At 57.0% G+C, this 21,409-nt stretch carries 20 protein-coding genes; 14 read left to right on the top strand and 6 right to left on the bottom strand.

Going from position 1 to position 21,409, the window contains the following annotated elements; genetic code table 11:
• Positions 1 to 133 precede the first annotated feature (133 nt).
• Positions 134 to 1,417 carry a cation:proton antiporter gene (locus AC0L6S_RS18245; protein ID WP_473425541.1) on the bottom strand — a complete coding sequence of 428 codons (1,284 nt, stop codon included), beginning with the start codon at positions 1,415 to 1,417 and terminating at the stop codon, positions 134 to 136.
• A 237-nt stretch (positions 1,418 to 1,654) separates the two neighbouring features.
• Here AC0L6S_RS18245 and AC0L6S_RS18250 point away from each other — a divergent pair, with 237 nt between their 5' ends.
• From AC0L6S_RS18250 to AC0L6S_RS18275, 6 genes are all read left to right on the top strand, one after another.
• Positions 1,655 to 2,299: a glutathione S-transferase family protein gene (locus tag AC0L6S_RS18250; protein ID WP_473425542.1), complete on the top strand. Its 645-nt coding sequence runs from the start codon at positions 1,655 to 1,657 to the stop codon at positions 2,297 to 2,299.
• A gap of 98 nt (positions 2,300 to 2,397) precedes the next feature.
• Positions 2,398 to 2,763: a c-type cytochrome gene (locus tag AC0L6S_RS18255; RefSeq protein WP_473425543.1), complete on the top strand. Its 366-nt coding sequence runs from the start codon at positions 2,398 to 2,400 to the stop codon at positions 2,761 to 2,763.
• On the top strand, positions 2,760 to 4,130 hold the full coding sequence (locus AC0L6S_RS18260) for a D-arabinono-1,4-lactone oxidase (protein WP_473425544.1): 1,371 nt from the start codon (positions 2,760 to 2,762) through the stop codon (positions 4,128 to 4,130). The genes AC0L6S_RS18255 and AC0L6S_RS18260 overlap by 4 nt, the downstream gene beginning before the upstream one ends.
• Before the next feature lie 139 nt (positions 4,131 to 4,269).
• Complete coding sequence (locus tag AC0L6S_RS18265) at positions 4,270 to 4,860, top strand: sterol desaturase family protein (RefSeq protein WP_473425545.1); 591 nt, start codon at positions 4,270 to 4,272, stop codon at positions 4,858 to 4,860.
• 119 nt (positions 4,861 to 4,979) lie between these two features.
• Positions 4,980 to 6,047, top strand: a complete 1,068-nt coding sequence (locus AC0L6S_RS18270; protein WP_473425546.1) for an efflux RND transporter periplasmic adaptor subunit — start codon at positions 4,980 to 4,982, stop codon at positions 6,045 to 6,047.
• Positions 6,040 to 9,186 (top strand): efflux RND transporter permease subunit, encoded by a 3,147-nt coding sequence (locus AC0L6S_RS18275; protein WP_473425547.1) that lies wholly within the window; start codon positions 6,040 to 6,042, stop codon positions 9,184 to 9,186. Before AC0L6S_RS18270 ends, AC0L6S_RS18275 begins: the two co-directional genes overlap by 8 nt.
• A gap of 14 nt (positions 9,187 to 9,200) precedes the next feature.
• On the opposite strand, the gene AC0L6S_RS18280 is transcribed toward AC0L6S_RS18275, so the two are convergent.
• Positions 9,201 to 10,631, bottom strand: coding sequence for a TRAM domain-containing protein (locus AC0L6S_RS18280; protein ID WP_473425548.1), 1,431 nt, complete (start codon positions 10,629 to 10,631; stop codon positions 9,201 to 9,203).
• A 12-nt stretch (positions 10,632 to 10,643) separates the two neighbouring features.
• Complete coding sequence (locus AC0L6S_RS18285) at positions 10,644 to 10,856, bottom strand: RNA-binding S4 domain-containing protein (protein WP_473425549.1); 213 nt, start codon at positions 10,854 to 10,856, stop codon at positions 10,644 to 10,646.
• Positions 10,857 to 11,037: 181 nt separating this feature from the next.
• Between AC0L6S_RS18285 and AC0L6S_RS18290 the strand changes: the two genes are divergently transcribed.
• Together AC0L6S_RS18290 and AC0L6S_RS18295 are read left to right on the top strand one after the other, a co-directional pair.
• A complete protein-coding gene (locus AC0L6S_RS18290) occupies positions 11,038 to 11,436 on the top strand; it encodes a hypothetical protein (RefSeq protein WP_473425550.1) in 399 nt (132 codons plus the stop codon).
• A 90-nt stretch (positions 11,437 to 11,526) separates the two neighbouring features.
• Positions 11,527 to 12,105 carry a hypothetical protein gene (locus AC0L6S_RS18295; protein ID WP_473425551.1) on the top strand — a complete coding sequence of 193 codons (579 nt, stop codon included), beginning with the start codon at positions 11,527 to 11,529 and terminating at the stop codon, positions 12,103 to 12,105.
• A 72-nt stretch (positions 12,106 to 12,177) separates the two neighbouring features.
• Here AC0L6S_RS18295 and norR read toward each other — a convergent pair whose 3' ends face one another.
• Positions 12,178 to 13,743 carry a nitric oxide reductase transcriptional regulator NorR gene (gene norR / locus AC0L6S_RS18300; protein ID WP_473425552.1) on the bottom strand — a complete coding sequence of 522 codons (1,566 nt, stop codon included), beginning with the start codon at positions 13,741 to 13,743 and terminating at the stop codon, positions 12,178 to 12,180.
• A gap of 184 nt (positions 13,744 to 13,927) precedes the next feature.
• On the opposite strand from norR, the gene hmpA reads away from it, so the two are divergent.
• Both hmpA and AC0L6S_RS18310 read left to right on the top strand, forming a co-directional pair.
• Positions 13,928 to 15,109 (top strand): NO-inducible flavohemoprotein, encoded by a 1,182-nt coding sequence (gene hmpA / locus AC0L6S_RS18305; protein ID WP_473425553.1) that lies wholly within the window; start codon positions 13,928 to 13,930, stop codon positions 15,107 to 15,109.
• A 142-nt stretch (positions 15,110 to 15,251) separates the two neighbouring features.
• Positions 15,252 to 15,986 (top strand): lytic transglycosylase domain-containing protein, encoded by a 735-nt coding sequence (locus AC0L6S_RS18310; protein ID WP_473425554.1) that lies wholly within the window; start codon positions 15,252 to 15,254, stop codon positions 15,984 to 15,986.
• Positions 15,987 to 16,032: 46 nt separating this feature from the next.
• Here the strand turns inward: AC0L6S_RS18310 and AC0L6S_RS18315 are convergent, their stop codons facing one another.
• A complete protein-coding gene (locus AC0L6S_RS18315; protein WP_473425555.1) occupies positions 16,033 to 16,740 on the bottom strand; it encodes a DUF2238 domain-containing protein in 708 nt (235 codons plus the stop codon).
• A gap of 228 nt (positions 16,741 to 16,968) precedes the next feature.
• Between AC0L6S_RS18315 and AC0L6S_RS18320 the strand changes: the two genes are divergently transcribed.
• From AC0L6S_RS18320 to AC0L6S_RS18330, 3 genes are read left to right on the top strand one after another with little or no spacing between them, the layout of a single operon-like run.
• Positions 16,969 to 17,781, top strand: a complete 813-nt coding sequence (locus AC0L6S_RS18320; protein ID WP_473425556.1) for an ABC transporter ATP-binding protein — start codon at positions 16,969 to 16,971, stop codon at positions 17,779 to 17,781.
• Positions 17,778 to 18,551 carry an ABC transporter permease gene (locus AC0L6S_RS18325; protein ID WP_473425557.1) on the top strand — a complete coding sequence of 258 codons (774 nt, stop codon included), beginning with the start codon at positions 17,778 to 17,780 and terminating at the stop codon, positions 18,549 to 18,551. The genes AC0L6S_RS18320 and AC0L6S_RS18325 overlap by 4 nt, the downstream gene beginning before the upstream one ends.
• A complete protein-coding gene (locus AC0L6S_RS18330; RefSeq protein ID WP_473425558.1) occupies positions 18,551 to 19,498 on the top strand; it encodes an ABC transporter substrate-binding protein in 948 nt (315 codons plus the stop codon). The genes AC0L6S_RS18325 and AC0L6S_RS18330 overlap by 1 nt, the downstream gene beginning before the upstream one ends.
• A gap of 20 nt (positions 19,499 to 19,518) precedes the next feature.
• On the opposite strand, the gene AC0L6S_RS18335 is transcribed toward AC0L6S_RS18330, so the two are convergent.
• The gene (locus AC0L6S_RS18335; RefSeq protein ID WP_473425559.1) at positions 19,519 to 20,697 is read right to left on the bottom strand and encodes a glycosyltransferase family 4 protein; all 1,179 of its coding nucleotides are present in this window, start codon (positions 20,695 to 20,697) and stop codon (positions 19,519 to 19,521) included.
• Between the two features lie 203 nt (positions 20,698 to 20,900).
• On the opposite strand from AC0L6S_RS18335, the gene AC0L6S_RS18340 reads away from it, so the two are divergent.
• Positions 20,901 to 21,398, top strand: coding sequence for a hypothetical protein (locus AC0L6S_RS18340; protein ID WP_473425560.1), 498 nt, complete (start codon positions 20,901 to 20,903; stop codon positions 21,396 to 21,398).
• Positions 21,399 to 21,409 lie beyond the last annotated feature (11 nt).

The raw sequence follows: 21,409 nt of genomic DNA on the forward strand, positions 1-21,409 counted from the left end.
CGATGTACATCCCGATCAAGTCTAGCAGAGTCATTAAAGATCACCAGAACTATGGCGCCCCATCTGGCGTAAAAGTAACCTCAGTGTGTTAACAGTGTGTTAATGACGTATGAATAGTGTATTAATAGGGCCGCTATAAGTGCTGTAATCGAGGCTTGAGAAGTATGGGGCCGGCCAGTGTTGTCAGCAATATCACCAGCACCAGTGCGGAATACATTTTCGCGTCAAACACGTGTTGACCAAAAGCAAAAGCGGCGAACACCAACCCGACTTCCCCGCGGGGGATCATGCCGAACCCGATGCCGAGTTTGTCATAACCCGGCCCGCGAGCGGCATAACCGGCAACGCCCTTTGAGAGAATGGCTACCGCAGTGAGGCTGGCGATCAGTATTATTGTTGAGGGATCCAGCAGCGTCTCCAACTGCACTTGCGCACCGATGCTCACAAAAAAAATGGTAATCATTATATCGCTTATAGGTTTGACCAACTCTTCCAGCCGATGTTTTTGCAGTGCATCGCCCACGTGAAAGTCCATATCGTCCAGCAACAGCCCGGCGACAAAGGCGCCGATTAGAGGGGCCAATCCGGCAAAATGCGCCAGCTGTGCAAAAGCCAGCGCAAGGCAGAGCGCGAAACCGGTCCATACGCTGGAGTGCTTGTTCAGCGAGATAATGTGCACGACACCGGGCATTAGCTTCTGTCCAATCAGCAGTGCACCGAGAAAAAACAGCAGAGCCTTGGCGATAATCCACAGCAGGTTGAGAAGCGATAACTCTCCGCTGACCACCACGCTGGCGAGTACGGCCAGCAGTAGAATACCCAGTACGTCGTCTATCACCGCCGCGCCCAGAATGACCTGTGCGGAGCGCGTATTAACCAGACCGGAATCCCCCAGCAGCTTGGCGGTAATTCCCACCGAGGTGGCGGCCAACATCGCGCCGACAAACCAACCCTGGATACCCGTGCCGAAACCCAGTACTGACCCCGCAGCCAAAGCGAGCGCTATGGGTAGCACCATACCTGTCGTCGCTACTGCCAGTGCGTTGCGACCGACCTTGAGCAGCGAGCGCATATCAGACTCCAGACCGACGATGAATAACAGCAACACCAGCGCCAATTCGGTCGAGTACACCATGAATTCACTGGAGCGGATCAAATTACTCAGGTTGAATTCGACGCCTATCAGCGCCAGGTTCCCCAGCAGGATACCGGCGTATATCTCCCCAAGTATCTCTGCCATGCCCAGGCGTTCAAAGATCGAGCCACACAAGTCAGCCAGTGTGATCATCAGTATCAACAGCAGACTGGTGCGTGTGAATGTCTCGCTCACACCGTTGGCCAGTGCGACAGTCGGTAGCAGTAGTGCTGCCCCTATCAGTAGGGCATGCCGTTTTGAACGCCTTGTTGTTATTCTCACGTTGCTGGGGACTCCCCTGACCTGAACATCACTCGCAGACCTTGCCGGTATTGCCCAATTCTGGTCTATTCTCAATGTGCTTGATAGTGATATGTGTCAATCTGCCACTGCAACGCACAGCCCCGGTATACCCATGCGGGTTATTAATTTGCCTAAGCGGCTCCGGCGCATTGCGAATGGATTGACCGGCAGCCTTTATTCCCTCACATTGGTGATCACCGTAATGTGGAGATAGCTATGATTACTATTCATCATCTGGGTGTATCCCAGTCCGACCGTATTGTATGGCTGATGGAAGAACTGCATTTGCCCTACGAATTGAAGTGGTACGATCGCGGGGATGATTTTCTGGCACCACCTGAACTGCGCGCGGTGCATCCGGCCGGTACTGCCCCCATCATTGAGGACGGAGACCTGGTGATGGCTGAGTCGACGGCTATCGTTGAGTATATTTCCCAGCGACACGGGGGTGGCAAGCTATCGGTGAAGCCCGAAGAGCCGGATTATCCGCATTACCTGTTCTGGATGCAGTTCAACAATAATCTGCAATCGGCTCTCTTCATAAAGCTGGCCTTCCAGTCTGCCGGCTCTGAACCCGCCGCCGACAATCCGATGATGGCAACCACCCAGCGCCGTGAAGATGGCATCTATCGGGCGCTAGAGACGCGGCTGGGTGAGTCCGAGTATCTCGGTGGCGCACAATTCAGCTGCGCCGACATCATGTCGATGTTTAACCTGACCTCCCTCGCCATGCTGGGTGCGCGGGCCATTGACGAGACAATGCCCAATACGGCTGCATATGTAGAGCGCGTGTCGGCCCGGCCGGCATATCAGAAGGCCATGTCCATAGCGGGCCCCGCCGCGACCCGACCGGCAGGTTGAGGTGCTGCAGGCGGCAAGCAGAGATTGACGCGGCGCGTGTGGCGACGTTATTATATGATAGTCATCACTAATGTATTGCTGGAAGGGAGACCCCGCAGATGAAATGTACACCTATATTGCTACTCATTCTGGCCCTCGGGCTGTCTGCGTGTGACGGGCCTTCACCGTCCAAGTCTCGCGAGGCAGAAGTCGCAAGTCGGCAGCTGGTGCCGGAAGACCCTGAAATTGCCGCTATTTATGGCCGCAGTTGTAGCAGCTGCCATACCGTTGCCGCTACCGGTGCACCGCTCACAGGCGATGCTGCGGCCTGGGGGCCCCGTATGGACAAAGGTATGGATGTGATGGTGGACAGCGTTATCAACGGCTTTGGCGGTATGCCGCCATTTGGTCTGTGTATGGATTGTGACGCCCAGCAATTTGAGGCACTCATTCAATTTATGGCAACTCCGGCGGTTGCACAGTGATTAAGCGTCGCAGTGTACTCGGTGCCATGGTGGCCGCTGCCGTGGGCAGCCAGGCCGTTTCCTTCAACGTGCTGGCAGCAGCCGAGAAAGCGAAGCCACGGGCAATTCCCTGGCGCAACTGGTCGGGGTCTCAGCAGTGTGTGCCCGCGGCGCGCAGTGCACCAGCGAATGTTGCCGAGTTACAGGAGCTCATCGCCTCGGCCAGAGGCCCGGTGCGCGCGGTTGGTGCGGGCCACTCGTTTTCACCGCTGGTGCCGACGGATGGCACCATATTGTCGCTCTCGCGCCTCAGTGGCCTGGTGAATCATGACCCGAAGACGTTGCAGGCCACCCTGTGGGCCGGCAGTCGGCTGGGCGATATCGGCCAGCCTCTTGAGTCCGCCGGCCAGGCACTGATTAATATGCCGGATATTGATGAGCAGACGCTGGCGGGTTGTCTGGCCACTGCAACGCACGGAACCGGTGCCGATATCGGTTGTATGTCGACGTTTATCGAGGGCCTGCAACTGGTAAATGCGCGTGGTGATCTGGTGGATTGCGACGCCACCGCCAACCCCGAACTGTTCCAGGCCGCGAAGGTGTCAATGGGGACGCTGGGCGTAATCACACAGGTGAAACTGCAGAATATGGCACCTTACCGCCTGCGCAGGGAAACGGTGTGGCGCGAGTTCGATGAAATACTGGACATCGCCAATGATATGGCAGATACGCACCGCAACTTTGAGTTCTTCTATATACCGTATTCCGGTATGGGGTTTACCGATACACACGATCTGACGGATGAACCGGTTGGGACAACAGAGAAAATCGACAGCAATGATTCCGTCGAGGATCTGAAAATGGCGCGCGACTGGCTGCAGGGTTCGCCCAAACTGCGTGAGCTGATTCTCGGCAGCGCAGTGAAAATGCTGAGCGATGAAGTCACGGTCGAGAGTTCGTGGAAGAACTATGCCAATGAACGCAATGTCCGCTTCAACGAGATGGAATATCATCTACCGCGCGAACACGGCCTGCAGGCGATGCGGGAAGTGCGCGAAGTACTGGAAGCTAACCATCCCGAGGTGTTTTTTCCGATTGAGGTGCGTTTCGTCAAAGGGGACGATATCTGGCTCAGCCCCTTCTACCAACGAGATACCTGCTCGATCGCTGTTCACCGCTACTTCGAGGACGACTACAAGCCGTACTTCAAATCCATCGAACCCATTTTCCGCAAGTACAACGGTCGTCCGCATTGGGGCAAGCTCAACACATTGACGCGAAATGACTTCCGCAAGCTCTATCCGCGCTGGGATGATTTTGTCGAGGTGCGCAAGACGATGGACCCCAAAGGTCGCTTCCTCAACCCCTATCTGGCCGGCCTGTTCTGAGGCGAGGAGCGAGTCTCCAGGGCCTGTCCCGCAGGCCCGCTGTGCGGTGGGTCGCGCGCGCCTGATTCTTCTGCACGAGCACATCGCGTATAGTGTGTACACAAGAAACACATAAACTGAATCTTCCGGAGGCAGTGTTATGTTGGCTGTTCTGTGTGCTTTTCTGGCCGGCGCGCTCGGTTGGACGTTTACAGAGTACGTGCTTCATCGCTTCGTTTTTCACGGCGCCAGTGCCCGTGGGCCCGGTGCGAAAGAGCATCGACGCCACCACGCACAGGTGGAGTACTTTGCTCCGGCCTGGCAGAAAGCGCTGGCGGCGCTCGGCGCAATTGCAATTCTAATCCCGCTCCTGGCCCTGTTTTTCGGCCTGGCAGCCGGGTCTGCGGCTACGCTGGGTTTTGTCGCGATGTATGTGTTCTACGAGGTGTTGCACCGGCGCGCCCATACACATCCGCCACGCAATCGCTACGGCCGGTGGCGGCGCAAACACCACTTTGCACACCATTTCGCCGATCCGCGGCGCGCGCAGGGGGTAACCTCGCCTTTTTGGGATTTTGTTTTCGGCACGCGCCTGCGTGTTGAAAAAGTGCGGGTGCCGCGCCGGCTGGCAATGCGCTGGTTGGTCGACGACCAAGGGGAGGTGTGTCAGGCTTATGCTGCAGACTACACCTTGGTCGGCTCACCCAGGCGAGATGAGGTCACATCAGTCCAAGCCTTCGCAGCGATATAACACCTGCACATTGCCTCCGATTGCGGCGCTGGAGCGGGCCGCGCAGTTCGATTTGTTATAAGATACGCCGGGCCGAAAAATTGCATGCCCGATTTCCTTCCTCGATTGAGAGAAACTGAATGTTGAAAAAGGCGATCAAGTTACTCGTCCCCGTTGGGATTGTCGTCGCGGCGGTATTGCTGGCCATGGTGATGGTTGGCTCGCGAGAGGAGCTACAGACCACCGATGCGGCCCAGCCATTGCCTCGTGTACAGGCAGTTGAAGTGGCGCTCACTGAAGTACCAATCTCCATTGTCGCTCACGGCACCGTTACTTCCCGCTACGAATTGGAGCTGGCAAGTGAGGTGACGGGAAGGGTCGTGTGGGTGGCGCCAGAATTTGAAACCGGTGAAATAGTCCCCGCTGGCACGGTGCTGCTGCGCATCGATCCGGCTAATTATCAGTTGGCGCTGGCACAGGCGAAGGCGGCGTTATCCACCGCCAATATGGCGCTTGCCGATGCCAAGGCATTGAAACGCAAGGCTTCGATTGCCGAGGGCGAACTGAATATTGAAGCGGCGCGACAGCGTGTGGTTAAGGCAGAGCAGGATCTTGCTTACACGGAGATCAAAGCGCCATTTAACGCCGTGATCGACAAGAAACTGGTGGAGTTCGGACAGTTTATCAGCACGGGTCAACCGGTGATGCGTTTGCTCAGTAGTGACACGGCCCGGGTCACGGTGCCAGTGACACCTGCCGAGGCCGGGTTTCTGGAATCCTCCGTCGGCGCGCCCGTCGCTCTCAGCGCACAGATCGGAGAGCACCAGGTTGAGTGGCAGGCCCAGCTAACGCGTATCGAAGCGCGCGTCGATACCCTGACTCGGGTTATCCCGGTGGTAGTTGAGGTGGACTCGCCCTACGACACCGCCGTGCATCCACGTAGCCTGCCGCTGGGCTTGTTTGTCACGGCGACGTTACCGGGCGAACCGGTAGCTTCCTCAGTGCGATTACCCAGTTCGGTATTACACACTGATGATTCCGTATTTGTGGTGTCGGAAAAAGCCTTGCGTCGCAAACGCGTGAATATCATCCACCGCGAGGGGGATACCGTGGTGATCAACGGTGGCCTCGAGCCCGGTGACAAAGTGGTTACTACCCGGCTGGACCTGATGTTTGAAGGCATGAAAGTCGAGCTGGCTGATGGTTGAGTCGCGCTATCAGAATGAGAAAGGCCCCATTGGCTGGATGGCTTCAAACCCCATCGCGGCAAATTTGCTGCTGCTGATTGTGCTGGTCGCCGGCCTGATCGCCATCCAGGGTATTCGCAAGGAAGTCTTTCCGAATTTCCCCACCGATACATTTACCGTCACCGTGCCCTATCCGGGTAGTTCGCCTGAGGAGATCGAGCAGGGCATCCTGCTGAAAATTGAGGAAGAACTGCGCGATATCGTCGGTCTTAAGGAAATTCGCAGCACCGCCATGGAAGGCGTGGGAGTGGTCACGGTGGAAATGGAGGCGGGCAGCGATATTGCCAAAGCTCTCAACGAGGCCAAAGTCCGCGTGGACAGTATTCCCTCTTTCCCGCTGGATGCGGAAGAACCGATTGTTGAAGAACTGCTCAGTCGTGGCTACGCCATGCGCGTGAGTGTTTACGGTGATCTTGATGAAGTGGGGCTGAAACAGCTCACTGAACAGGTGCGCGAGGAAATTCTCGATCTCGAGGGTATCAGTGAGATCCGTATTTTGGGTGAGCGCGACTACGAAATGTCCATCGAGGTCTCAACGGAGGCTTTGCGGCGCTATGGCCTGGATTTTGACCAGGTGGTGGCCGCTGTAAAGAACCGCTCGCGCGACCTGCCCGGCGGAAGTATGCGCACAGAGCATGGCTCCATTAAATTGCGTTCGGTGTCGCAAGCCTATACCGGAGAGGAATACGCCGCACTGAATCTGGTGACGCGAGAAGATGGCACCGCCATCACACTGGGTGAGGTGGCCCAGGTCGTCGACGGATTTGAGGATCAGCCTGTACTGAGCACACTCAATGGACGCCGCGCGATAACCCTTATCATCGATAGGGTTGGCAATCAGGATGTACTGCAGATAACCGATGAATTGCGCGGCTATGTCGCTGAGAAACAGGCGAGCCTTTCTGAGGGCGTGTATGTCGTCGGCTGGATTGACGAGAGCAAAATCCTGCGAGGTCGTATCGATCTGATGCTGCGCAACGCCGCTCAGGGTGCGCTGCTGGTGGTGATTGCGCTGGCCCTGTTTCTGGATTTGACCCTCGCTCTGTGGGTGATAGTGGGTGTGCCGTTTGCAATATTGGCAACGCTGGCAACCATCTACTTTCTCGGTATGCCGGTATCGATCAATGTGTTATCGGTTTTTGCATTCATACTGGTGCTGGGTATTCTGGTTGACGATGGGATAGTTACGGCCGAAAGTGCCTATGCGTATCTACAGGCGGAACGACAGGGCTTACCCAGCGTACTGCGAGGCGTGCGGCGCGTTGCGACGGCGACAATATTCGGCGCATTGACCACCATGATTGCGTTTGCGCCGACCATGTTCCTGACCGAGGGGTTTGCGCGCGTGGGTACTCATATGGGGCCCGTGGTCATACTGTGTATTTTCTTTTCCCTGATTGAAACCAAGCTGATTCTCCCGGCACACCTGCGCCATCTGCGTGTGGGTGAAGCAAATCCCGGTGGTGTACGCGGTGCGATAAGGACATTTCAGGGCCGTTTTGCCAAGGCGCTTTCCAACTTTGCTTCCGGCCCCTACCGACGTTTTCTCATGTATTGCCTGCAACATCGCTACACGACACTGGCAGTGTTCATTGCGCTGCTCATTGTCTCGCTGGCACTGATGCCCTCTGGTCTGGTCAGGTTTGTGTTTTTCCCTAATGTGCCCTCGGACCAGATTTATGTGGATTTGGAGATGCCGCAGGGCGCGCCGTGGGAAAAAACGCATGAATATGCACAGCGTATAGAGGTGGCTGTGCAGGCGATGAATGAGCGCTATCTGCAAGAGGTGGGCACCTCGGTCGATGTGGTCAGGGAACTGCTGGTGGTATCGGAAAGTGATACCGAGGCCCAGATAGACGTGGAGCTGGTGCCCAGTGAAGAGCGCACCATCAGTTCTGTGGTGCTGGCGCAGTGGCTGCGGGAGGAACTTGGCCCCCTTGAAGGTATCCGCTCGCTCAGTATCGATGCAGTCGCCGGCCCGCCCGGCGCTGCGCTGGAGCTGCAGTTACAGGGGCAGGATCTGGAGACGCTGCGGCTGGCGGCCCAGGATGTGAAGCGCTCGCTGGCACAGATGAATGGCGTGCAGGATATCAGTGACAGTTTTAACTCCGGCGGACGCGAGCTGGATATACATGTATCCGCCGAGGGTGAAGCGCTGGGACTGGGTGATGTCGAGCTGGCGCGGCAGGTGCGTCAGGCCTTCTTCGGTGCGGAAATTCAGCGGGTTCAACGCGGCCGCAACGAGGTGCGGGTCTATGTGCGCCTGCCGGCTGCCCAGCGCAGCCAGATCGAGAGCCTGAACGGTCTGTGGATACGCCTGCCCGACGGTCGCAAGGTGCCCTTTTCTGTCGTCGGAACGGCGCGCGAGACGACGGGGCTGAGTACCATCAATCGGATAGATCGAAAACGTGTAGTGACGGTAGAGGCCGATATCAACAAGATGATCCTCGAGCCCAGTGAAGTTATCGCTGCGCTGCAGACACAGGTACTCCCCGAGTTGCTACAAAAATACCCGGGTATTGACTTCGATTTTGGTGGCGAGGCGGAGGCGGAGGAGAAAACTTCATCCACGCTGCTGTACGGTTTTGTCATCGTTCTGCTGATGATCTTCGGCGCGCTGGCGATCCCACTGAAAAGCTATGTCCAGCCGCTGTTGATTATGTCGGTGATTCCCTTCGGTATCATTGGTGCCATCCTCGGGCACCTGCTGCTGGGCAAGGATGTCAGTATGCTGTCATTGATCGGCATCATCGGTTTGGTGGGCGTTGTGGTTAACGACAGCCTGGTGATGGTGGACTTTATCAATCACTATATCGACGAGGGTCACGACTGGCGTTCGGCGGTGGTAGAGGCGGGCCCACAGCGTTTCCGTGCGGTCATTCTGACCTCAGTGACGACATTTCTCGGCCTGCTGCCGATACAGATGGAGACGTCTATCCAGTCCGAGTTCGTGAAGCCAATGGCGATTTCAATTTCGTTCGGTGTGCTGTTCGCAACCGTTGTGACCTTGATCCTTGTCCCGGTAATCTACTTTATCGCTCATGATCTGGCCGAGCGTGCAAAAGCCTACTGGTCAGGTGTGACGGAGCCCAGCCACTAGCGCGGCAGTGCTCGTCACGCACGATGGAACAGCGCCATCGCCTCGCTGTGACCAGTATGTGGAAACATGTCGACCGACGCTGCCTTGATCAGGCGATACCCCCCCTCGCGCAGAATTCGGGTATCCCTGAGCAAGGTTGCCGGGTGGCATGAGATATACACCAGTCGTTTCACGTTTGCTTTTGCCAGCGCTTCGCAAACGGCTTTCGCGCCCGCTCGCGGCGGGTCCAGAATGGCGATATCTGCGCGAGGCAGTTGCACGTTGTCCGTCATAAGGTTGAGCGTGGCGGCGCGCACATTATTCAGTCCGTTGCGTTCAGCGTTGGCGCTAAGCCGTGCTGTCATGCTGGCGTCGCTTTCAAATGTCCGGACGGTTTTGGTTTTGCAGGCCAGTGGTAAGCTGAAGTTGCCTATCCCTGCGAACAGGTCGAGGGCGTCTTCATCCTCACCCGGCTGCAACCATGTCAGCGCCCTCGCCACCAGTGCGGCGTTGACCCCCCAATGGGTCTGGGTGAAGTCGCCTGGCTGATAAGCCAGCGTCAGTTCAGGCAATGGCGCTTGCTCATCGACGCTAACTCCCCCGATGCGAAGCTGCAGTTGTCCCGACGCTGATAGCTCCTGCCAAAGACCCGGCGGGTCCTCGCCGTCGTCACCGAAATGCGTATCGCCACGCGACTTTTTCGGAGTGGCCAGACGAGTGCGCAGCGCGATGATTTCGTCAGCCAGTAATGCATCGTGCAGCGCGGACAGGATTTGTTCGCCAGGATTTGCGGCGAAATAGAAACACAGGCCAAGCCGGTTGTCGCTGTCGGCATCTATCTCGATCTCCCGCAGCCCCTGAAGTTCCGGCGCGCGCCGCAGCCTTTCAGGCAAAGCCTGAATCATCGCATTCACCGCCGCATTGGCCACCTCGCAGCGCCCTACCGGCACGGTCTGCCGCGATCGGTGCTGCCGCAGCGCCAGCGCAAAGCCGTTTTGGGTGTCACGTATAACTTGCAGGCGCAGCCGGTGGCGGTAGCCATCTGGCTCGCTCAGTATGGGTGGGTCGAGTTCAAGTGGGAAATCTCCGAGCAGCAGCGTTTGCAGCATCGCTTGTTGGTGCTGCTGCTGGGCCAGCATCGACCAGTGTTGCAGGCTGCAACCGCCGCATTCATGGAAGATCGGGCACGTAGGTTGAACGCGGTCGACACTGGGTGGGGTATCGGTAACCCGCTCCAGCATCACTGCTTCATCGAAGCCCTTTTTTACAGCGGTGCACTGCGCCAGCACTTGCTCGCCGGCCAGTGCGCCGCTGACAAAGACAACTTTGCCGTCTCGCCGCGCTACGCCGCGACCCTCCTGACTCATGCGTTCGATAGTCAGCGTGGCCTTACCCCAAAGCCGGACGGGGGCCGTTTTGATGGATGCCTGGCGAGAGGGCCTGCGAGTTTTCGGTGACCTAGCCACGAAAGGGCGGCCTCAGGCCAGGCGGATGTGCAGGGCTTCGCCGGCAAACTCGATGTTATCGCCGTCGACAATCTTTCTGCGCTTGCGGGTCTCCACCTCGCCGTTGACACTGACCTGCCCGTCGGCAATCACTAGTTTGGCTTCGCCGCCGGTACTTACCATGCCCTCAAATTTCAATATCTTGAATAGTTCGACAGGCTGTTTGGTAATCTCTACTGTGCGCATGGTAATTTCCGGGGTAAACAGAGCGCAGTGTAGCTTGAAATGGTCCACTAAGCATCGGTTCATACCCGCACTTGATCTCATCGCCGCTCTAGTCTTAACTACAGGCTTACCCGTGACTGCAGAAAAGCAGTGGCGTGCGAATTCTTACATCATTTTCATCGGATTAAGGTGGGATTACACAATGAATAAACTGACCGGCCTCTTTCTGGGTTTGGCTTTGGTGATTTTTCTTCCAGCGCCGTCTATGGCGCAGATGGGCGACTTCAAGAATACGACGCCGCAAGAGCGGGCTGATAAGTTGACGAGTGCGATGCAGAGTGATCTCTCGCTGGACGAGGCGACCACCAAGGCGGTCGCTGAGATTAACCTCAAGTATGCGAAGGAGGCCCAAACGGTGATGGACTCCAGCGGCACGCAGTTCGGAAAAGCGATGACCTTCAAAAAAAACGAGGCGGCTAAAGATACCGAAATGAAGGCGGTGCTGAGCCCGGAACAATACGGCAAGTACGAAGAGAAGAAGTCGGCGATGCGAGAAACCATGAAGCAAAAATTTATGGAGAAAAGGCAGGCCGCCCAGTAGTACGCGTCAGTCTATTGCTGACATCACATTTGATTAATCGCCCGGCGCTGGAGTCGGGCTGCTTTGGAGTCACAGAATATGAAAACAGGAATGACCAGAACCCTCGCTGCGACATCACTGTCACTGCTATTGGCGACAGCGCCGGCGCTTGCCCAGAAAGCGGGGCAGTCTGTAAGGATCAGTACGGGCATCGTCGATAATGTGCAGCGCGTGACGCTGGATTCAGAGGCGGGTACCGGTGCATTGATCGGTGGGGCACTGGGCCTGCTGACGGCCGGCGGCAAGTCGACCAGCAAGAAGGCGCGTAACACCATTATCGGTGCCGGCGCCGGTGGGGCGCTGGCCAGTGCGACCCAGGGTAGTCGCAACGGCATGGCGTATACAATCCTCACCACTGACGGGAACTCGATACGTGTTGTGACCGACCAGACGGAAATCATCAAGGGGGATTGTGTGATTGTCGAGGAGAGCGGCAGCACTACCAATGTTCGCCGGGTTACTCCCACCGCATGTGACGCTGCTTCAGCGCGAGCGCGCGAAGAATTGCAGGGCAGCTTCCAGATGGAGGCGAAAGAATGCCACAATGCCAAGCAGCAGCTTGTCGAAGCGACCACGGCTGAACAGGTGGATCTGGCTCGTCGCAAAATGGAAATACTGTGCAGTGACTGATCTTTCGGCACAGTGATGCTCTAACTGCCCGCCACCAGTGTTGTCGGTGGCGGGCAGCTCTCAGCGCTTCGTCTAATGCTCCCGCATTCCCAGGCGCGCCATCGTGCGTACCAGGTTGCTGCGGTCCAGCTTCAATGATCGGGCGACGGCTGCCAGTTTGCCATTGTGCGCCCTGAGTTTTTCCTCAATCAGTTGGCGTTGAAAGGCGTCGAGGCTTTCGCGCATGCTGCGCACGGGAGCGTCGTCTTTGCCGGGCGGGGCCTCCGCGGTGATGGGCCCGGCAGCCACGGTGCCAGCCCCGTTTTGCAATCCGAGGTGGTGCTCATCAATACTGATTATACGGCTGTCCCGGCCCTGTTCGCGTATGGCTCGCAGCGAAGCCCGGCTCAACAGGTGCTCCAGTTCGCGCACATTGCCCGGCCAGTCGTAACGCTCTAATTGGTCACTGGCGCCGGCGGACAGTCGCAGCCGGGAGACACCGAGTTGGTGTTGGTTTTTTTCCAGGAAGTATCCGGCCAGCAGGATGCAGTCCTTGTCCCGCTCGCGCAGCGGTGGTACCGGCAGCGGATAGACGCTCAGGCGGTGATACAAATCCGCGCGGAAGCGACTCTCCTTCACCTCGCGCTGTAGCTCGCGATTGGTTGCCGCGATGATGCGCACATTGACGTTGATGGCCCTGTCGCTGCCGATGCGCTGGATCTCTCCACTCTGAAGCGCCCTAAGAAGCTTGGCCTGTATCGATAGTGAGAGCTCACCAACCTCGTCGAGAAACAGCGTCCCGCCATCGGCTAATTCGAAGCGGCCGCTGCGGTCATTGGTCGCCCCGGAAAATGAGCCGCGCACGTGGCCGAACAGTTCGCTTTCGACAATATTCTCCGGCAGTGCCGCGCAGTTAATCTGCACCAGTGGTTGGGCGGCGCGCTGCGAGGACAGGTGAATGTTGCGCGCTACCAGTTCTTTGCCGACCCCTGTTTCACCGGTGATCAGCACAGACAGATCGGTCGGCGCAACCGTGTGGATTTCGCTCAGCATGTCCTGCAGTGCTGCGCTGCGCCCGATAATTTCGTGCTTCAGGTCATGGGCAATGAGTCGCTGGGTGATCTCGTGTTGATGCTCGGCACGCAGCTCGAGTGCTTCAATGTGCTGGCTGGTTTTGATGGCCGCGGTGACCGCGGCGATATTGGCGCGGGTTTCCATGGGGTCGAGGTGGTCAAAGGCGCCGGGCGATAGCGCATCCAGCGTCAGTACCCCCCAGGGTTTGTCAGCGATATAAATTGTGCTGCCCATGCAGTCGTGGACGTGCAGTTGGTCGCGGCCGTCCTCTACCAGCCCATCATAAGGGTCCGGTAGATCGGAATCTGCCTCAAACCGGGTAACGGCACGATTTTGCAGGATCGCGTGTAGCCGTGGGTGTTCCTGGATATTAAAGCGCCTGGCGAGCGCTTCGCGCTTGAGACCGATCACGGCGAGCGGGCGCAACTCGTCGCCTTCGAGTTTGAGCAGCGCGATAGCGTCACAGGGGGTGCTGCGCTCAGCGTAGGAGCGGTGCAGTCTCTCTAACATGCGCTGATAGCGCTGCCCGGCGGTGAGGTCGCGATTCAGGTCTTCGACAATGTCGATGAAGGGCAGAATGTCCATTAGGTCAGAATAACCTTAAATGGGTGATAAGGACACATAATTGTGTTGGGTCATTATGACCTAAATAGTGCGAAAGTAGAGCAAATACAACGGATTAAGACTTGGCACGCTTTGTGTATTACATGTTGCAGGTACGCGAAGCAGGTGTACCCAATATTCTGTACCCAATCGAGAGGAAGCCCCAATGCTGGATAAAGCGACAGTCGATGTGATCAAAGCCACCGTACCCGCCGTGAAAGCGCATGCCGATGCAATCACCGAGTGCTTCTACCCGTTGATGTTTGAACAATACCCCGAGGTCGTTCCCTACTTTAACCAGACGAACCAGGGCAAGGGCACGCAGCCGAAGGCACTGGCTAATGCCGTTGTCGCCTACGGTGCGAATATCGACGAGTTGGGTAACCTGAGTGATGCCGTTGCACAGATTGTGCAGAAGCACTGTTCGCTGGGTGTACTGCCGGAGCACTACAGCATCGTTGGCACTTGCCTGCTGCAGGCGATTGCCAAGGTGCTGGGAGAGGCGGCCACCGATGAGATTATCGATGCCTGGGGCAAAGCCTATGGGCAGCTGGCGGAGATACTGATAGCCGCTGAGGAGTCGGTATACAGCGCTACCGAGCAGGCAGCGGGCGGTTGGCGCGGGGAACGGGCTTTTAAACTGGTGAAGCGCGTTGAGGAAAGCTCCGTTATCACCTCTTTCTACTTCGAACCCGTCGACGGCGGAGCAGTGCCCGAGTTTGAGCCGGGACAGGCGATTACGGTCGTGCTGACCATCAACGGCGAAAGCGTGCGGCGCAACTACAGCCTGTCGGATGCACCGGGCACAGGCTATCTGCGTATCAGTATCAAGCGCGAACCGCAGGGTCTGGTGTCCAATTTCCTGCACGACACGCTGGAGGTGGGGAGTGAGGTGAACCTGCTGCCGCCATCGGGCCAATTTGTACTGCGCAGAAATGACAAGCCCCTGGTCCTGCTAACCGGCGGAGTGGGTATCACTCCTGCGATCAGCATGGTCAATGTGGAAGCCACCAGTGGCCGCGAGGTGCACTTTATTCACGCAGCGCTCAATAGCAAGGTGCATGCCTTCAGGGCACATGTCGATCAGTTGGTGGCGGCCAACAGCAATCTATCGGCACTCTATGTCTACAGCGAACCGGAACCCGAATGCTCGCCACATGCCACTGGGTTTGTAACCGAGGATATGCTGGCGGAGCAACTGCCGGAAGACCGCGATGTGGAGTTGTACTTCCTCGGCCCCAAGCCCTTTATGTCTGCTATGCTCAAAATCGCCAGAAATTTAGGTGTGCCACCCGCGCAGATCCACTTTGAGTTTTTTGGCCCGACTGAAGAGCTGGAAGCCGGTTAAACTGGCGCAAATTATCGGTCAGCAGCCCCGTTGTCGGGGCTGAGTCCGGCAAAAAGTCTACAATTCCCCAGAAAACTACCCGGCTACCCGCGCAATTTGTCGTAAACTGCAGCAGCAACACGATAAAAAGGTATGTAACGGGGTGAAAGTTTTACTTCGGTCGGGGCTGGCTGCGGTGTTGTTGTCTGCGGCCTCCGCAGGCGCAGACACTAATGGCACGATGCTATCGGCGCACGGCACGGTATTGTCCAGTGAGACGTCTGCACAGGAAACGGATGCAGAAAAGCCGTCGATGAAAATATTCAAATATACGAATAGATCCGGCGTGCGCTCGTATTCTGATAGGGCCCCGATGGGTATCAGCTACGAGGTCGTGCAACTGTCCTGTTTTGCCTGCAACGTCAAATCCACTCTGGATTGGAACAATATCCCGCTCTACTTGAATGACTACCGCTCCACGATTACCGCCGCCGCCCGAAAGTACCGTGTCGATCCGGCACTGGTGCGAGCTGTAATACATGCCGAATCGGCCTTTAGACCGGGGGCGCGATCGAAGAAGGGTGCGTTGGGTTTGATGCAATTGATGCCGGCAACGGCGCGTGACATGGATGTTGTCGATGCACTGGAGCCGCAAGACAATATTTTTGGTGGTGTGCGCTATCTCGCCTGGCTACTGGAACAGCACGATGGAAACACGATGCTGGCAACAGCCGCCTACAACGCCGGGCCGGGCGCGGTGAAACGGCACAACGGTATTCCGCCGTACGAAGAAACCCGCACTTATGTCAAACGCGTCAAACTCCTCTATGACCGCTACAAGCTGGCGCTGAACAAGACGTTCTCCGGCCAGTGGATATCGCAAGCAGATTCCTCTTGATGCACTGACGCGACGGAACTTGCCACGCGGCGCCACAGGGCATCACCTAGCGCCGTTCCTTTTCCAGCCACTGTTCCAGTTCTTCCTCGCCTAGCGGATGATCCCCCGGGCGCGGCCGGAAGCTGTCGCGAATCTCCTTCATAGTGTTGGGGTTCAGCCAGAGATTGAAGAGAAACACGATAAACATCGCGATGATGGCACCCATACCTGCCAGCAGCATATCCTTCTGCGCATCCCAAACATCGCCCTGTGTGCCCAGAAATGCCAGCCCCAGATCCGGCGCGACCATTGCGGCGGCCTTCCACTCAATGATTTCGTAGATGGCTGAAATCGAAAATGTGATGTCGATGGGAAAAAAGTACGCCCAGAATCCCCGCAGTTGCGCGATGCGTACCAGCACTTCACGCACCGGGTAGGCCAGCAGCAGGCCAAAGCAAAAATGCACCAGTCGATCGTACATATTCCGTTCCGCGCCCACCCAACGCTGCAGCACCTCGCCAAAGGGGACCTCGGCGTAGGTTGAGTGCGAGCCTATGACATGCAGGCACATAAAGAGCGTGATAAGCCCGTAGGAAATATCCGATAACCGGAAGAAGCGTGCGGTGACCAGCAGCACCGGTACCCAGAAGAAGACCAGATAGTTCTCCAGCAGCCAGTCGTCCGGGTGAAGTGGCTTCCACGCGGCCCAGGCCCAGGTGAGCAGAAATATCCCCAGAAGTGTGAGCCTGAATCCGTAGCCTTGTTTGGATGTCATACGTCAGAGCAACCCCGGCGAATAGATGTGGCGGTGCAAAGCAGTATATCGGGAAGTGTTGTGCAGATGGAGTATCGCTAGATTGCGCGCCGGCACCGCTTTCTGGCTGAAACCGGTTTGGCACCCTTCGCCGTCAGGATATATGATGCGGGTGCCGGGCCGTCTTCGCGCGAAGCCGGGCGGCAAGCTTCAATCGATTCGCTCGATGTGACGTTCGGGATAAAGGAAATGCAAAGCAGCGAGCAGATCAATACACAGTCAGCGCCAGCACCTGCCATCGAAGTGCAACATCTGGTAAAACGCTTCGCCGATGATGAGCACGCGATCATCGATAATTTATCGTTCGCCGTCCCCGCCGACAGTTGCCTGAGCCTGCTCGGCCCCTCGGGCTGCGGCAAGACGACACTGCTGCGACTTTTGATGGGGCTGGAGGAGCCCAGCAGTGGTGCTATTCGCGTGGCACCGGCGCAGGCAATGCACATGAGCTATGTGTTTCAGGAGCCCAGATTGGTGCCGTGGCGCACCTGTCTGGAAAATGTGTTGCTGCCGCTGGAGCTCACGCGACAGCAAAATCAGGCAGCGCAGGCCTATGCGCTCGATTTGCTGCAGCAACTGGGGCTGGGCGAGCGCTTGCAGCATTTCCCCGGTGAACTCAGCGGTGGCATGCAAATGCGTGTGGCACTGGCGCGTGCACTGGTCACCCAGCCAAAAATTATCCTGCTGGACGAACCGTTTGCCGCGCTCGATGAGCGCACGCGATTTCGTATGCAGGACCTTTTGCTGGAGCTTAAATCGCGCCTGCAACTGCAGTACGTATTTGTGACCCACTCTATCTCGGAAGCCGTGTATCTGGGCGATCAGATTCTATTGATGGACAGCGCGGGCCGCGCGAGGGACTGGCGGGGTATCGATTTCGGTGAGCGAAATCAGGCACTGAAGCTGGCGCCCGAATTCAATGCCATCGTGCAAACCTACTCGCTGCTCTTCAGTGAGATGGAGCAGGGTAGCGCTGTCTCCGGTGGCGGCGAGGTACCACTATGACCGAGCGACTGAAGGCGTGGATGGTGGAGAAGTATCCGGCCTGGATTTTTCTGGCAGCCCTGTTGCTGATCTGGGAGTATGTCGTTGCGCAGGAGTGGGTGGCTTCCTATCTGCTGCCGTCCCCCACGCAGATATTTCAGACCACTGTGGAGTTGTGGCCGGAAATCTACGCGGCCACGTTGAGCACGGCAAACTCGATAGCCTGGGGTCTGGGTTGGAGTGCGATCAGTGGTGTCACGCTGGCGCTGTTGTTTTTTGCGATTCCGATTGTGCGCCGTGCGGTGTTGCCATTTTGCATCTTTTTTCAGACGGTACCGATTATCTCCATCGCACCACTACTGGTGATCTGGTTCGGTTTTGGTCAGCCTACGGTGCGTGCGTCGGCATTCATCGTGTCCATTTTTCCGATCCTTGCCAATACCTTGACCGGACTGCAGGAAACAGACCCTCATCTGAAAGAGCTTTTCAGGTTGTACCGGCCCTCGCCATTACAGTTAATATTCAAGTTACAGATACCCTCGGCGATTCCGTATATTCTGACAGGTATCAAGATTTCAGCCGGGCTTGCAGTGATCGGTGCTATTGTCGGTGAGTTTATCGCCGGAGGCGGGCTGGGCAGCCTGATAGATGCAGCGCGCACCCAGCAGCGCGTCGATCTGGTGTTCAGCGGGGTGGTCATGTCCAGCGTGCTGGCGCTGTTACTGGTGTTTATTATTGAGGTCGTCAGCCGCATCTTGTTGCGCGGCAGGCCCTACTTGAGGAAATTGTAATGCCTAGGCTCGTTACTTTTTTGTATGCGGTGTTGTTCAGTTGCCAGGTTCTGGCGCAAGCCGCTGCTGCGCCCGCGCCATTGGTGTTGGCGCTGAACTGGAAACCGGAGCCACAGTTTGGCGGGTTTTATGCCGCGCAGGTGCAGGGCTACTACGCGGACAATGGCCTGGATGTAAACATTATCGAGGGCGGTTCGGGCACGCCCACCATTCAGATGCTATTGGCTGGCAGAGTGGATTACGCCATAGTCTCTGCCGATGAAGTCATCATCGCGCTGGCGCGAGGTGGGAGCGATATTGTCGCGTTGTTTGCCACCTACCAGACCAATCCCCAGGGCATTATGACGCACGCCGAGCGCGGCTTTGAGTCCATCGATGAAGTGCTGCAAAGCGAGGGTGTGCTGCTGTGGCAATCCGGTCTGCCGTATGCGCAGTATTTCAAGAAGCAGTATTCGCCGTTCAAGGTTGTCACCGCGCCCTACCTCGGTGGCATCGGCAATTTCCAGAACGACCCAAAAGTGTCTCAGCAATGCTTTGTCACCAGTGAGCCCTTGACGGCTGCAGCAGCAGGGATCGAGGTAAAAACCTTCCTGGTTGCCGACAGTGGCTACAACCCCTACACCGCAGTACTGGTTACCCAGCGCCAGCGCTGGGAGACATCACCCGATGAAGTGAAAGCCATGGTGGCAGCTGTTCGCAGCGGCTGGGACAGCTACCTGCAGGACCCAACTGAGACGAATAAGGCTATGCTGGCACTCAACCGTGCGATGTCCGCCGAAACCTTTGCGCTAAGTGCACAGGCGCAGCTCGCGCTGATCAAAACACCCGACACCGAAAAGGTGGGTGAAATGACACAGCTTCGCTGGCAGACGCTGGCCGATCAGCTGTTGCAGATCAAGGTGGTTCGCCAGCCGGTGTCTGTGGACAATGTGTTTGTCGATCTGTAGTACTGGTTATGTAGTGCCGGTTAACCGCCGTGCAGGTTCTCGAGATGTTCGAGTGTCAGGCGCGCAGCGTGTTCCCAACTGAACTCGCGGGATCTGGCCAATGCGTTTGCGGATAAGCGCGCGTGCAGCGACGTGTTCTCCACCATTTCGATAATCGCCTCGCAGATAGCCTGGGTATCAAACGGATCAAAATAGAGGCCGGCGTCACCGACAACTTCCGGTAGTGATCCCCGGTCGCTGGAGAGTACCGGCGCCGCACACGCCATTGCCTCGATGGCTGGCAGCCCGAAACCTTCGGAGAACGACGGCATCGCTGCGGCCAGAGCGCTGCTGTACAGCGCTATCAAATCCTCGTCAGAAACGTACCCTGAAAAATGGACTCTTTCGTGTAGCGTCGGGTTTGCCGTCACTTTCTCGTTCAGTGAATGGTAATTGGACAGAAAGCCTCCGCCTTGAAAGTCGCCGATCAGCGCCAGATGCACGTTGCCGATGCGGCCGCTTGAAACGGCCTTGTCGAAACCGTCGAGCAGCCCGTGCAGGTTTTTGTGAGGTGCCAGCCCTCCCACATAGACAATGATGGGTGAATCCGGCGGCAACTTGGCTCGCTGGCGTGCCGCTGCAATCAGTGCACTGTCATGGGTCTGTGTGAACTGGGGGTTCGGTGCAGCACTGGCAACATCAATGCTATTGCCGGCGACACCCATATATTCGATGATCTCTGCTTTAGCGGCCTGCGACACTGTGAGGATGCGTGAGCTGCGCCACAGCGCGAGTTTTACTTTCAGCGTCCAGAACAACCGGTTCTTCCACTTTGGAAATATCAGCTTGGGGTAGTGTTCTGCGATGGCGTCGTGGACAGTCACCATGCTGGGAATGCTACGGGGCACCGGGAACCAGGAGTACACAGCGGGAAAGAACATGATATCCAGCGGGGTTCTGGCGACCGCTCTGTACATGTGATACATGTCAGGGACAGAGCGTCTGCTGTCTGCCACAGCAGCTTCTGTGGTCGGTCGCGTGGATTCAACCTGTACCACCCACACATTGTCGAGTTTTTCGAACTCGCACAGCGGCTGGTCGACGAAGAGATAGAAACGGTGATTGGATTCAAGCTGGAACAGTGCCGTTAGCAGTTCGCGTGTGAATCGGCCGAACCCGCGATTATTCCACCAGCAGGTAGCGTCAATACCGATGTTCACCCATGGCACCTTCTTATTTGGATTTAGGACAAGCGTGACACCAGGGCCCCAGCTTGGTGATGGCGTGCATATTACACCACGGCTTGGTGGAATTAAGAAGTCGCGGAAGTGGTTGGCCGAACGACACTGGGCGCGACCGTTTTACCCGTGCTTACGTTCAGGGTATGCTCGGGCATCTAATAAACACGTAGCAGGTCCGGATTGTGAGTATTCGCCGAACAATGGAAGTGCCCTCCGCCACGCAGCCTGCCTTCAAGCTGAAGGCGCGATTCGGTGGGGCGAGGTGGTTGCGCGGGGGTATGCAGGCGCTGTTGCTATTGCTGCTTGCTGTCGGGCTTTCGTCCTGTGAGAAACAGGGCGCCTTGCTGACTGAACCGCAGTATCGTGCAGCACTGCTGGGCGAGTGGCAGGGCAATGTCGGCGACGAGAGTGAATCGCTTAATTTCAAGGCAGACGGCAGCTTTAGCAGTCATGCTCGTTCCAATGGTTTCATCGGTGCCACTCTCGGTCAGGGCGCTACCGGCAAAGTGCACGGAAGTTGGATGCTGGAGGGCGACGTTATCACTCTGTCCATCGATCACATCAGCAACGAGAGGGGTTTGAACAGCTCGACGACGAGTACTATTGTCAGCTTCCACGAGAATCAACTGGTGGTGAAAAGTGACAGCGATGAAACCTCGACCTTTGTACGCGCCATGTAATAGCTTGCTTC

Source organism: Halioglobus sp. D3-4, assembly GCF_055809315.1.

Coding starts and splice junctions, on each gene's coding strand:
- AC0L6S_RS18250 (WP_473425542.1), top strand. CDS start 1,655: ATGATTACTATTCATCATCTGGGTGTATCCCAGTCCGACCGTATTGTA.
- AC0L6S_RS18255 (WP_473425543.1), top strand. CDS start 2,398: ATGAAATGTACACCTATATTGCTACTCATTCTGGCCCTCGGGCTGTCT.
- AC0L6S_RS18265 (WP_473425545.1), top strand. CDS start 4,270: ATGTTGGCTGTTCTGTGTGCTTTTCTGGCCGGCGCGCTCGGTTGGACG.
- AC0L6S_RS18270 (WP_473425546.1), top strand. CDS start 4,980: ATGTTGAAAAAGGCGATCAAGTTACTCGTCCCCGTTGGGATTGTCGTC.
- AC0L6S_RS18275 (WP_473425547.1), top strand. CDS start 6,040: ATGGTTGAGTCGCGCTATCAGAATGAGAAAGGCCCCATTGGCTGGATG.
- AC0L6S_RS18285 (WP_473425549.1), bottom strand. CDS start 10,856: ATGCGCACAGTAGAGATTACCAAACAGCCTGTCGAACTATTCAAGATA.
- AC0L6S_RS18290 (WP_473425550.1), top strand. CDS start 11,038: ATGAATAAACTGACCGGCCTCTTTCTGGGTTTGGCTTTGGTGATTTTT.
- AC0L6S_RS18295 (WP_473425551.1), top strand. CDS start 11,527: ATGACCAGAACCCTCGCTGCGACATCACTGTCACTGCTATTGGCGACA.
- norR (WP_473425552.1), bottom strand. CDS start 13,743: ATGGACATTCTGCCCTTCATCGACATTGTCGAAGACCTGAATCGCGAC.
- hmpA (WP_473425553.1), top strand. CDS start 13,928: ATGCTGGATAAAGCGACAGTCGATGTGATCAAAGCCACCGTACCCGCC.
- AC0L6S_RS18315 (WP_473425555.1), bottom strand. CDS start 16,740: ATGACATCCAAACAAGGCTACGGATTCAGGCTCACACTTCTGGGGATA.
- AC0L6S_RS18320 (WP_473425556.1), top strand. CDS start 16,969: ATGCAAAGCAGCGAGCAGATCAATACACAGTCAGCGCCAGCACCTGCC.
- AC0L6S_RS18325 (WP_473425557.1), top strand. CDS start 17,778: ATGACCGAGCGACTGAAGGCGTGGATGGTGGAGAAGTATCCGGCCTGG.
- AC0L6S_RS18330 (WP_473425558.1), top strand. CDS start 18,551: ATGCCTAGGCTCGTTACTTTTTTGTATGCGGTGTTGTTCAGTTGCCAG.